We start from the raw sequence: 11,608 nt of genomic DNA on the forward strand, positions 1-11,608 counted from the left end.
GCAGTGCAGCCCGACGCCCGGTGACATGGCAAACCGCATGAGCGGTTTCAGGTTCATTTCCAGTCCTGTCCGTGGCGGTGAGCTCACGATAGTGCGCGCGCCGCGCATGACGCGTCGAGCTGGACGTGGGTGATGCGGGGAGCAACGCGCGACGCGCGGCGCCATGGGGTGCGTCACGCCGCGCGTTGCGGCGGCCTGTCCGGGTGGCCTCGCGGTGGATCAGCGCTCATGAGGTGACAAGGCGTGAGCGCGCCGGCCGTGTCCAGTTGCGGCAGGCACGCAGCGGGCAGGCTCGCTCGGGCGCGTCCTGGACCGGCGTCTGGCCGGGCGTCGCGGATAGGTTACGCTTCGGTCCCCTCGCTGTCCGCAGAGCCCGCATGCGCATCGTCATCGTCTCGCTGATCGTCCTCCTCGTCGTTGGCTTCATGGGCGTGTACGTGCACCGGCGCGCCTCCCGGCTGCTCGGCCTGGGCCCTCGCGCCCGGCGCGCGCTCACCTGGCTGCTCGTCGCCGGGATCGCCACCATGACCGTCGGGCGGCTCGGTCGCGGCGCCCTGCCGGACGGCGTGCTCCGCGCGATGGGGCTCGGGGGCAGCACCGTCTCGCTCGCCGTCCTGATCTCCGCGGTCCTGCTCGCCGTCGTCGACCTCGGGCGGCTCATCGCGCGGCTCGGCCGCGCCGCGCTCGCCCGCGCCACCCGACCCGCGCGCGCCGCCGACGGCGCCGGCCTCCCTGCGCAGGCCGCGGCGCGCGACGAGGGCGACGCCGCGGGCGAGCCCGTCGCGCCGCCGGCCGCCGCGCCGGCGACGCCGCCTGTCGCCGCGCCGGCGACGCCGCCTGTCGCCGCGCCGGCGACGCCGCCGGTGCCGTCGCTGGCGCTCCCGCGGCGCGCCTTTCTCGCCAACGGCGCCGCGGGCTCCGCCTTCCTCATCGGCGGCGGGAGCGCTGTGTACGGCGCGCTGCTCGGGCGGCACGACTACGTCATCGAGGAGATCGCGATTCCGATACCCGGCCTCCCGCGCAGCCTGGACGGCTTCTCCATCGTCCAGCTCTCGGACATCCACCTCGGGCTGTTCGTGGGGGAGCCCGAGATGCGCGCGGCCGAGGATCTCGTGCGCAAGGCGCGCGGCGATCTCGTGGTGATGACGGGCGATCTCATCGATTTCGATCCGCGCTACGCCGACCACCTCGGGCGGCTCGCGCGGCGGCTCGGGCCGCTGGCCCGCGAGGGGGTCGCGGCGATCCCGGGCAACCACGACCATTACGCCGGCATCGACGCGACGATCGACGCGCTCGAGCGCGGCGGCGCGCACGTGCTGCGCAACCAGGGGCGCGTCATCGGCGGCGCGGGCGGCGCCTTCGCGCTGCTCGGCGTCGACGACGTGTGGGCGCGCCGTCGGGTGCCCGGCGGCGGCCCCGACCTCGGCCGCGCGCTCGCCGGCGTGCCGCGCGACCTGCCGCGCGTGCTGCTCTGCCACAACCCCGTGTTCTTCCCGGAGGCGGCCGGCGACGTGGCCTTGCAGATCAGCGGGCACACCCACGGCGGCCAGGTGAACCTGCTCGTCCGGCCTGCCGACATGGTGCTCCCGCACGGCTACGTGGCCGGGCTCTACAGGCGCGGCGGCGCGCATCTCTACATCAACCGCGGCTTCGGCACCGCCGGCCCGCCCGCCCGCATCGGCGCGCCCCCCGAGGTGAGCCGCATCGTGCTCGTGTCGGCCTAGGCGCGGTCCGCGGACGGCTCTCCCTGTATTTCGGGATAGGGCATCTGCCCCGCTTCTTGATTCTCGTCCTCGCGGTGTTCAGGTTCCGGGGCGCGATGCGCGCGACGAGCCGACGAGCGCTGCCCACCTGCGGCCCGCGAGGGGCGCTCCTCCTCGCTGTCGCGCTCGGCGCCGGCGGCTGCGCGCCGGCGCCGCTCGCCGCCCCCGTGGGCCGCAGCGACGCGTCGCTCGACGCGCCGGAGGCGCGCCCCGAGCCGGCGCCGGAGCCGCCGCCGCCCGCGGAGGGGGGAGCGTTCGTCGACCTCGAGGTCCCTGGCTTCGGGCCCGCGGTGGTCGTGCCGCCGAGCGGCGAGGGGCCGCGGCCCGTGCTCGTCGTCGCGCACGGCGCGGGCGATCGGCCCGAGTGGCACTGCGATGTCTGGCGCGCGATGGTGCGGGGAGCCGGGTTCATCCTCTGCCCGCGCGGCAAGCCCATCGACGCGCGGATGCCGGATGGCGGGCGGATCTTCTATTACCCGGACCACCACGCGCTGAGCCGCGAGGTCGCCGCCGCCGTCTCGGCGCTGGCGCGGCGCTTCGGGGATCGGGTGGATCTGCGCGAGCCCGTCTATGCGGGGTTCTCGCAGGGGGCGATCATGGGCGCGCTGCTCTTGCCCGGGCATCCCGCGCGCTTCGCGCGGGCGGCGCTGATCGAGGGGGGCTACGGCGGCTTCGGCGAGTGGACGCTGGGCACCGCGCGGCGCTTTCGCGGCGGCGGCGGGGCGCGGGTGCTGCTCGCGTGCGGCGGGGCACGCTGCGCGGCCAGGGCGCGCGAGACGCAGGCGGTGCTCGAGCGCGGCGGCCTCACCGCGCGCGTCCTGCACGCCGCGGGGGCCGGCCACACCTACGGCGGCCTGATGGAGCGCGCGCTCCACGAGGCGTACCCGTGGATCGTCGAGGGCGATCCCCGCTGGCTCGGCGGCGACGGCGCTGTGGCGGGCGCGGCCGTGTCCTCCCGGGGCGCGGCAGGCGCCCGCCCGGAGCCGGGCGCGGCGGGCACCCGCCCGGAGCCGGGCGCGGCAGGCGCTCGCTCAGGCGGACGCGGCGGCGATGCTGCGCGCGCGCCCGGCGAGCCCCTGCACGACCGAGTGGAAGCTCCGGAGCTGCCGCACCTTGCCGGGGCCGAAGCGGCGCTCGATCCCGCGCCTCAGGGCCGGCACCCTGGCGGTGCCGCCGGTGCAGCACACGACGTCGATGTCGTCGACCGACATGCCAGCGTCCTGCACGGTCTGGTCGAGGGCGCGGAGGATGGCGTCGATCTGCCGCGCGCTCGCGGCCTCGAAATCATCCCGCGTGATGTGCTCGCGGAGGTGAATTGACGGGTAGTCGAAGCGAAACTCCGTGGCTGCCTCTCCGGACAGCGCGCACTTGCTGCGCTCGATCTCCTCGAACACGCGGAAGGCCAGCGAGTCCTCGACGAGGCAGAGGAGGTTGTCCATGCGCTGCCGGTCCTCGGGCCCGAGCGACCAGGCCTTCACGTCGCGGAGGAAGGCGAGGACGTCGCGGTGCTGGAGCACGGTCATGTCGGCCGGCGAGCAGAGCTTCTCGGCGATGGGCCGGGGCATCGTCAGCAGGTTCGAGCCGAGCGGGACGCGGTAGGTGACCTCGGCGCCGAAGTGGCGGGCGATCTTGTGCCGCATCAGGCTGCCGTCGAGCGCGTCCCCCGCGATGGACACCCCGCCGAGCGAGAGCACGTCCGACGGCGAGAACCCCTCCCGGCGCATCCGCACGATCGTGTAATCGGACGTCCCGCCCCCGTAATCGGCCACGAGGACGACGGCCCCTCGGTCGAGCTCCACCTGGAAATCGTGCGCGGCGGCGACCGGCTCGGGGCAGAAGAAGATCTCGCGGAACCCGGCGATGCGCGCTGCCCGCTCGAGCCGCTCCTCGGCGAGCCGATCGTCCGCCGGGTCGGTCGAGAACTTCGCCGGCCTGCCCAGCACGACGCGCGCGACGTCCGTGTCGAAGTGGCGGTTCGCCTGATCGCGCATCTCCTTGAGGAACCTTCCGATCAGGTCCTCGATGGTCACGACCCGGTGGCCGATCTGGGTCCCGGTGAAGCTCCGGTCAGGCAGGTATTTCTTGATCGAGCGGATGAAGCGCCCCTGCATCCCGTTCGCGACGAAGTCGGTGATGGCCGCCGCGCCGCAGGAGAACCGCTGCTGTCCGAAGAAGAGAAGGCTCCGGAGGACTGTCGGGTCGGCCGCCGCGCCGTCGAGCGGGATGGGCGGGCAGGTCGCCTCCGCGCTGGCCGCCGAGAGCAGCGAATTGGAGGTGCCGAAATCGACGGCATACATCTCGGGTTTGAATCGTGCGGACATGATCTCGCCTCCTCGTGGGTGCTTTCGCGGGCCCGGAGATCTCGCCGATTCAACCACCTATTTACAAGCTGTCGAATGTATGAGAAAATATTGACGGGCTCGCGGGATGAGCAGATTTTCCTCCCGCGCCGCCGGCGCCGCCCCCTGGCGGCGCGACGCGACGCTACGAGACGCGCGTCACCCGCCGCAGCGCCACGATGAGCGCCACGAGCGCGATCAGGGTCGGCACCCCCACGACGCCCACGTCGATCCAGCCGAGCCAGTCGGTCGGCTCGAGCCCCACCGCGGGGATCGGCAGCGCGAAGGCGTTGTAGGCGGCCGCCCCCAGCGCGAGCACGCCGCACGAGATGAACAGCCACACGAGCGCGGCCTTCAGCCCCTTGCCGAGGCGCTCCATGGCCGGCGCGCTCCGCCACCGCCCGACGAGGACCCGGAGCGTGCCGATCAGGGCGAAGAGCGACAGCGCGCCGGCGACCCCCCCGGCGATGAGGAGCTCTGTCTCGCTGAGCGTCCGCCGCTCGATGATGCGGTAGACCATCCGGAGCACCATCGCGGCGCTCGTGAAGACGGCCGCCCCCGCGGCGAGGCTCACCGCGATCGACAGCAGCACCGCCACCGGCCGGGCGCGCCGCGCCCTGCGCGTCACGTCGTCCGCGCTCTGCGCCTGGGCGTTCGGGATGACGACGGTCGCCACCTCGTCGTTCGGGGCGCCGTCGGTCACGGCCGTGCTCAGGCCGAGCGAGCGCCCGGGCCCGAGCGGGTCCTGCATGTCGAAGTCCGCGAGCTGGCGGTCGAGCTCCTGGGCGGACGGCGGGCGGTCCTCGCGCGCGCGGGCCATGGCGCGCTGGATGAGCGCCTCGAGCCCCTCCGGGATCGCCTTGTCGATGTCGCGCGGGCGCCGCGGATCCTCGGTGAGCAGGCGGATCATGACGCGGGTCGGCTCCTCGTCGGGGAACGGCCGATCGCCGGTCAGCATGCGGTACAGCACGGCGCCGACCGCGTAGATGTCCGCGCGCGAGTCGACCTCGGCGGAGCCTCGCGCCTGCTCCGGCGCCATGTACTGCGGCGTGCCGACCACCGAGCCCGTGCGGGTGAGGTCGGCGCCGTCGAGCACCTTGGCGACCCCGAAATCGAGGATCTTCACGTGGACGCTGCCCCCCTCGCGCCGGACGAGGAACAGGTTCGACGGCTTCAGATCGCGGTGGACGACGCCGGCCGCGTGGGCCGCGGCGAGGCCCCGGCAGACCTGGCGCGAGATGGTGATCGCGGTCGGGAGCGGCAGCTTGCCGACCTGGTCGAGGAGGCTGCCGAGGTCCTCGCCCTTGAGCAGCTCGGTCACCATGCACGGGCGCCCGTCCTTGAGGCGCACGACGTCCACGACGTCGATCACGTGCTCGTTGCCGACGCGCGCGATGGTCTGGGCCTCGCGCTCGAAGCGCGCCATCGCCTCCCGGTGGCTCGCGAAGTGCTCGTGGGGCACCTTGACGGCGAAGCGCTTGGGCAGGCGGATGTGCTCGGCGACGTAGACGCGGCCCATGCCGCCGGCGCCGATCACGCCGGTGATGCAGAAGCTGCCCGCGAGGAGCTCGCCGACCATCGGGTCGGTCGCCGTCACGCCCTGAAGCTCGAGCGCGGTCGCGTCGATGGGGCAGACGAGGAAGTCGAGCGGGTACCGGACCCCGCACGCGGGGCAGCGTCGGGTGGGTCTCTCCGGGGGTGCCTGCCGCGCCTGGTCCGGGTCGGCGTGCCTGGCTAGCTCGACCATCGCCGGGGAGTCTAGACGAGATGCGGGTTCGAGGGCGACGGATCGGCCGTGCCCGCCGCGCGACCGCCCGGCGGAGCATTCCGACATCCGCCGCGATTTGCCGACATCGCGCGGCGCCCGCGGGATCGCGCGCTGCCGGCCGGTCTCATGCCGTGCTCGCGGTCGTCACGCGCTGCCCGCGGTCGTCACGCGCTGCCCGCGGGCGTCACGCGCTGCCCGCGGGCGTCACGCCGGGCGGGCTCGCCCGACGACAACCGTCGGACAAGGAATTTGCAATGGAGTGGAATGGCCGGTGCATGCCTTGCGATTAGGTTTCGTTCACCTGAGGCCCTTTGTCGTGGGTGGCGGCGAGCGGTCGGGCCTCGGAGGCTGATGCAAGCAACCTCTACCTCTTCCGGATCTGTCCGTTCCCAACCATTCAAAGAAAGAAGGAGACCCAGGATGAAGGACCACGCGACGCACCACGAGCATGCGCACGAGCACGGCCAGGCATGTGGACACCAGGCGATCCGCCACGGCGATCATGTCGATTACCTGCACGACGGCCACCTGCACCACCAGCACGAAGATCACTTCGACGAGCACGTCCTCTCGGTCGACGCGGCGAATCCTGCTCAGTGCACCCCGAGCCACGCGTGCTCAGGGCATGAGGTGAAGCACAAGCACGGAGAGGGGTGCGGGCACCCCGCCGTCCCCCACGGAGATCACGTGGACTTCCTCGTCGATGGCCACCTGCACCACCCGCACAGCGGGCACTGCGACCATCACGGCGACGTGCAGGTGATGGCGTAGCATTCAGGCCAGGGCGTCGAGCGTCAGGACGACGCGTGACCCTGTTCCGGGCGGCGAGCGGTGCACGGCGCCGCGGCCCCGGTTGCCGGGCCACGCCTCGCCCTTGAGCAGCCCGACGTCGAACGGCGCCATCCGGCCGAGGCGAGCGCCGGCGCGCAGCACCCCCGACCCCTCGTCGGGGAGCCCGCTCGCGCCGTGGCCGAGCCGGTCCCGCCGGACGGCCGCGTGCTCCGCCCACTCCGTCCCGGGCCCGACATAGGTCGTCACCAGACGGACGGCCACCCTATCCACATGGAGACGCGGGCACATGGGCCTCGTGAGCCGCGCGAGCCGCACGCCGACCCGGGGGCAGCCCGCGAGATCCGAGAAGAGCGATATCAGCCAGCGCACGTCCTGAAGGAAGGCCTCGCGGCCGGGTGAAGGGGGCGCTCCAGCAGCCAGCGCCGAGAGGTCGGGCGCGCCGGGATCGACGAGCAGCGTCTCGACGAATGGCTGGGGCAGCAGCCACCCGCGCACGAAGCCTTCCACGTCGGGGTCGATGCGTCGCCGCAGCACGCACACGCTCACCTCGGGCGACGCGAGCTCGGCCAGATCGGCGAGCTCCGTCACGAGGCGCGTCGAGCTGCCCATCTTCGCGGGCGGAGACGCGAGCTCCCCGCGCTCTTCAGCGATCGTCGTCGTCATCATGTCGTGTTCCGTGTTCCGTGAGCGCCGCGGCCTGAGCCGTCATGCCGCGACGAAGCTTCATGGGCCATGCTGCCACAGGGCACGCTGCTGATGCAATCAAGTTGCATCAGTAGCCACCCCGAGGTAGTGGTGTGGCGTCTGGCCTGCGCGGCGCTCCGCGGCCGCGGAGCTCGGTCTGCGGCCACGCGTCGACGATCGCCGGCAAGGAGGGCACCTCGTGCGCGATATCATCAAGCTCGTCTCGTCTGCTGGAACGGGTTACTGCTACTACACGACGAAGAACAAGCGGACGATGACGGACAAGATGCAGATGAAGAAATACGATCCGATCGCCCGCAAACACGTGTTCTTCACGGAAGGGAAGATATCGAAGGGGGGCGGCAAGTAGGCGCGACACTGGCGCTCTGCTGAAGGCGAGGCGCGTCCGCGAGCGCGCGCTTCGCCGCAGCGACACAGCGCCGGGGGTGAGCCGGTCGCGCTGCGGCGGGCCTCACGTCGGCCTCACGTCGGCCTCACGTCGGCCTCACGTCGGCCTCACGTCGGCCTCACGTCGGCCTGAGTGGCAGCGCGGTCTCGACCTCGCGCTCTACCTCTTCTGCCTGCTCCCACGCCGGGAAAGGGTCGTCGAACCGGATCCAGCCCGAAGGCCCGGCGGCCATCTCCTCCTCGGTGAGCAAGCAGGCGTCGAGCCCGCGCGTGAGCTCGTCCCGGGCCATGTCGACGCCGATGAAGACGATCTCCTGCCGCCGGTCGCCCCAGACCGGATTCCACGCGGTGTCGAGCGCGGCGCGCTCCTCCCCGTCCTCCGGCCACTGCTCCTCGGGCAGGGCCGCGTACCAGCGCCCCGCCGCCTCGAACGACGCCGCGCCGCCCGCCTGCGACCAGGCGCCGGTGATGTCCATGCGGGTCGCGAGCCAGAAGAACCCCTTGGAGCGGAGCACTCCATCCCACGCAGCCGCGCCGTGGAGGAAGGCCCAGAGCCGCTCCGGGTGCATCGGGCGGTCTGCGCGGTAAACGAAGCTCTCGATCCCGTACGCCTCGGTCTCGGGCACGTGCTCGCCGCGCAGCTCCCGCATCCAGCCGGGCGAGCGCGCCGCTTGCTCGAAATCGAAGAGCGCGGTGCCGAGGATCTCGCGGGGATCGACCTGGCCGCGACAGGCCCTGATCACCCGGGCGCCGGGGTTCAGGTGCTGGAGCATCGCCGTGAGCCGCTCGACCTCGTCGTCGCCGACGAGATCCGTCTTGTTGAGGACGAGCACGTTCGCGAACTCGACCTGCTCGACGAGCAGATCGGCGACCGTGCGCTCGTCGTCGCCGTCCAGCGCGGCCCTGCGCGCCCGGAGCTCGTCGGCGCTCGTCCAGTCGGCGAGGAACCGCTGCGCGTCGACCACGGTCACGAGCGTGTCGAGCCGGGCGACCTCCGAGAGGCCCTTGCCCGTCGCGGGATCGTCGAAGGTGAACGTCTCGGCCACGGGGAGCGGCTCCGAGATCCCGGTCGACTCGATGAGCAGGTAGTCGAAGCGCCCCTCGCCGGCCAGGCGGGCCACCTCGACCAGCAGGTCTTCCCGGAGGGTGCAGCAGATGCACCCGTTCGACATCTCGACGAGCTTCTCCTCGACGCGGCGGAGCGCCGCGCCGCCACCCCGGACGAGCGCCGCGTCGACGTTGACCTCGCTCATGTCGTTGACGATCACGGCGACGCGCAGCGCGTCGCGGTTCGCGAGGACGTGGTTGAGCAGCGTGGTCTTGCCGGCGCCAAGGAAGCCGGACAGCACGGTCACAGGGAGCTTTCGGTTCACGACGAGGCCTCTCTCGGCAGATCTGCGCGCAGGCGCGGGCGGACGCGCTCCGCCGCGCCGCGCGCCGCCGAGCGCAGGCCCAGGACGTGAGCCTCCGCGCCCGCGGCGCGAGCGTGCGGGGCACACTAGAGCGGTCTGGATGCATTTGCAACAACGTTGCGTTTACTGAGTGCACGCCCGTCAGCGGCTCGGGCTGCGAAGGGCGCCTGCCGCTCCTGCGCGGATGCCCGGGAGCTCGGCCCGCTCGGGGTCGTGCACTTCGACGCATCCCGGACACCAGGGGCGGCGCGTTCGACGAGTAGACCCACGAACATTCCGCCCTTATGAAAATCCACAGACGCTTGGCCTGCGTGATTTGAGACTTGGCCGCCGTAGCGAACGGTTGACAGCCGACCAAGGGCCACGTCAGGGACACCGGCATGCTCAGCCCATCGCGGGTCCCGGCCGCTCCAGCCCCGCAGCGTTCCTCGCTCCCAGCGACCCGTGCCAGGAGATCCGGCGGCGAGGAGCCCGAATCCGGGAGCCGCCAGAGCCGGAACAGGTCGGGATCCGACGAGCTCAAGCCAGAGCGGACCGGCCGCTCTCAGCGCGGGTGCCCGCCTCCTGCCAGACCTTGAGCATTGGCCCTGCGCCCTCTAAGCTCAGCCCAAGCGGTGCCCTACGGGGCCGCTACTCCGGGATGACCCCCATGACGACGAAGGACCAATCCCAGCCGAAGCAGGACGCTGTACCCTCGACGGGAGAGCCGTTGCGGCTGAGCCCGGAGCTCGCTCGGGAGCTGGCCCGGGAAGGGCTGGCGCTTCGGAAGGAGATCCGGCAGCGCTTCGCCAAGATGCAGGTCGTCACCGACGAGGATTTGAAGCTCCGGACGCGGTGACGGCGGTGCGGCTATCGCTGCGGTGTGTTCCCTTTTCGTCGCGCGCGTTCTGGCACGAGGTGCGAGAGGCGAGCGGACTTCCGGAGGACGCGGACACCGATCAGGTCAAGTATCTCATCTCCTACCTCGTCAGCAAGGAGGTGAAGTCGAGGACCTTGATCGTCGAAGAACCCTACGTCGATCGCCACTATCTCGAGGAGTACACCGGGTATTACGCCAGTGCGTTACGTCCGCCACGCTCCAAGGCGACGCGCATTCACGTCCTGTCATGCGAGCTCGATGACGCTGAGCTAGCGCAGTGGATTGAGGACGCGAAGAGCGACTACGAGACCGTCCAGAGCCGGCTACAATCGGCTTACGTAGGTTTCGTGGTCATACGCCCTTTCCCCAGTGCTCCGATCGGGCGGACGATCCTACGCCCCTACAGGGGCTTGCCCTCGCGCTGCTTCGCTGCAGCGAGCACAGAGTACCGGGTCCACCTCGCCGGCTTCGAGCTCATGGTGAAGGGGATGCCGTTCCAACAGCAAGATCAGGCCGTAGGAGCATGCGCCACGACGGCGATCTGGTCCGCGCTTGCGCGCGTCATGCGTGCCGACGGGGGCCGGGCGGCGACCCCGCTCGCCGTGACTGCCGCCGCAACGAAGTATATTGTGCGCGGGCGGGCACTGCCGGCCAACGCAGGCCTGGATCTGAACCAGATCCTCGGAGCCATCCGCGAGTTCGGTTACTCGCCCTACCTCTTGACGTCGAGGGGTGACGACGATCATGCCGGCTTCACCATCGCGCTCAAGTGCTATCTCCGCTCCGGGATCCCGGTCATCCTTCGCATCCGCCATGAGGACGAGGATGAGGCGCACGCGATCACGGTAGTCGGGTTCCGAGAGAGCGACGAAGACGAGCCGGCCGAGGACATCGTGCTGAGATTGCACAATGGCGCTTACGAGCTCCGATCTACGGGCCTGAGCCGGCTTTACGTGCACGACGACCGGCTGGGGCCTTACGCGCGCGCGATCTGGCTTCCGCGTCAGGACGACGAATCGCCAACCCTCGAGCTCAAGCCGCGCTCTCCTGACCTCGAGAAGAAGTTTGCCTCGAAGGCGACCGTCTGGGGCGCGATCGTGCCACTGTACCCAAAACTCCGACTTTCGGCAGAGGATCTCATTGCCTATGCCGGAGACTTCCTGCCCTTGATGGTGCGGGTCGCCGGACAGCAGCGGCGTGATGCGCTGAAGGTGGAGCCGCGGTTCATGCTGGGTGGGCAGTACCTGCGTGACCTCCACACGCTCGATATCGCCGGCGCACGGGTTCGGCTTTTTGTCACGACCGCGCTGTTGTCTCGCTACGTGGGCATCATCCGCTTTTGCTTGGGTACCGAGTGGTTCGCTGACGTGATCTGCGACACGACCGACATCAGGAGGGACGTGCCGCTGGCCGCGCCCGTTCTTGGGATGATCCCCCGTGATGAGGGGCTCGTTGAAGCATTCAAGGATCAGATGGCCGCATTGACCGGGTCGCGGGAAGTCACGCCCGGAGCGCCCGTCATCGTCTAACGCTTCGACGCGATCCGCGTCTCACATGGCGCGCTGCGATGCCGCCATGACGTG

General features: G+C 71.2%; 9 protein-coding genes. 5 read left to right on the forward strand and 4 right to left on the reverse strand.

Annotated features, from left to right (window positions below):
- Window positions 1-377: 377 nt before the first annotated feature.
- Window positions 378-1,724, forward strand: a complete 1,347-nt coding sequence (locus WMF24_RS41985) for a metallophosphoesterase (RefSeq protein WP_437733083.1) — start codon at window positions 378-380, stop codon at window positions 1,722-1,724.
- Between the two features lie 1,070 nt (window positions 1,725-2,794).
- Here WMF24_RS41985 and WMF24_RS41990 read toward each other — a convergent pair.
- Both WMF24_RS41990 and WMF24_RS41995 read right to left on the reverse strand, forming a co-directional pair.
- On the reverse strand, window positions 2,795-4,084 hold the full coding sequence (locus WMF24_RS41990) for an Hsp70 family protein (RefSeq protein WP_437733084.1): 1,290 nt from the start codon (window positions 4,082-4,084) through the stop codon (window positions 2,795-2,797).
- A 163-nt stretch (window positions 4,085-4,247) separates the two neighbouring features.
- Entirely contained in the window at window positions 4,248-5,849 is a 1,602-nt protein-coding gene (locus WMF24_RS41995) for a serine/threonine-protein kinase (RefSeq protein ID WP_437733085.1), read from the reverse strand.
- Window positions 5,850-6,290: 441 nt separating this feature from the next.
- Between WMF24_RS41995 and WMF24_RS42000 the strand changes: the two genes are divergently transcribed.
- Window positions 6,291-6,641, forward strand: coding sequence for a hypothetical protein (locus WMF24_RS42000; RefSeq protein WP_437733086.1), 351 nt, complete (start codon window positions 6,291-6,293; stop codon window positions 6,639-6,641).
- Between the two features lie 3 nt (window positions 6,642-6,644).
- Here the strand turns inward: WMF24_RS42000 and WMF24_RS42005 are convergent, their stop codons facing one another.
- On the reverse strand, window positions 6,645-7,328 hold the full coding sequence (locus tag WMF24_RS42005) for a DUF1826 domain-containing protein (RefSeq protein WP_437733087.1): 684 nt from the start codon (window positions 7,326-7,328) through the stop codon (window positions 6,645-6,647).
- Window positions 7,329-7,545: 217 nt separating this feature from the next.
- On the opposite strand from WMF24_RS42005, the gene rpmG reads away from it, so the two are divergent.
- Complete coding sequence (gene rpmG / locus WMF24_RS42010; RefSeq protein WP_437733088.1) at window positions 7,546-7,716, forward strand: 50S ribosomal protein L33; 171 nt, start codon at window positions 7,546-7,548, stop codon at window positions 7,714-7,716.
- A gap of 157 nt (window positions 7,717-7,873) precedes the next feature.
- Here rpmG and zigA read toward each other — a convergent pair whose 3' ends face one another.
- A complete protein-coding gene (gene zigA / locus WMF24_RS42015; protein ID WP_437733089.1) occupies window positions 7,874-9,127 on the reverse strand; it encodes a zinc metallochaperone GTPase ZigA in 1,254 nt (417 codons plus the stop codon).
- Window positions 9,128-9,815: 688 nt separating this feature from the next.
- Between zigA and WMF24_RS42020 the strand changes: the two genes are divergently transcribed.
- Both WMF24_RS42020 and WMF24_RS42025 read left to right on the forward strand, forming a co-directional pair.
- Window positions 9,816-10,004 (forward strand): hypothetical protein, encoded by a 189-nt coding sequence (locus WMF24_RS42020; protein ID WP_437733090.1) that lies wholly within the window; start codon window positions 9,816-9,818, stop codon window positions 10,002-10,004.
- Window positions 10,001-11,554 carry a hypothetical protein gene (locus WMF24_RS42025; protein ID WP_437733091.1) on the forward strand — a complete coding sequence of 518 codons (1,554 nt, stop codon included), beginning with the start codon at window positions 10,001-10,003 and terminating at the stop codon, window positions 11,552-11,554. Before WMF24_RS42020 ends, WMF24_RS42025 begins: the two co-directional genes overlap by 4 nt.
- Window positions 11,555-11,608 lie beyond the last annotated feature (54 nt).

It is taken from the genome of Sorangium sp. So ce1335, from assembly GCF_051521615.1.
Lineage (GTDB): Bacteria > Myxococcota_A > Polyangia > Polyangiales > Polyangiaceae > Sorangium.

Coding starts and splice junctions, on each gene's coding strand:
- WMF24_RS42000 (WP_437733086.1), top strand. CDS start 6,291: ATGAAGGACCACGCGACGCACCACGAGCATGCGCACGAGCACGGCCAG.
- WMF24_RS41995 (WP_437733085.1), bottom strand. CDS start 5,849: ATGGTCGAGCTAGCCAGGCACGCCGACCCGGACCAGGCGCGGCAGGCA.
- WMF24_RS41985 (WP_437733083.1), top strand. CDS start 378: ATGCGCATCGTCATCGTCTCGCTGATCGTCCTCCTCGTCGTTGGCTTC.
- WMF24_RS42020 (WP_437733090.1), top strand. CDS start 9,816: ATGACGACGAAGGACCAATCCCAGCCGAAGCAGGACGCTGTACCCTCG.
- WMF24_RS42005 (WP_437733087.1), bottom strand. CDS start 7,328: ATGATGACGACGACGATCGCTGAAGAGCGCGGGGAGCTCGCGTCTCCG.
- WMF24_RS41990 (WP_437733084.1), bottom strand. CDS start 4,084: ATGTCCGCACGATTCAAACCCGAGATGTATGCCGTCGATTTCGGCACC.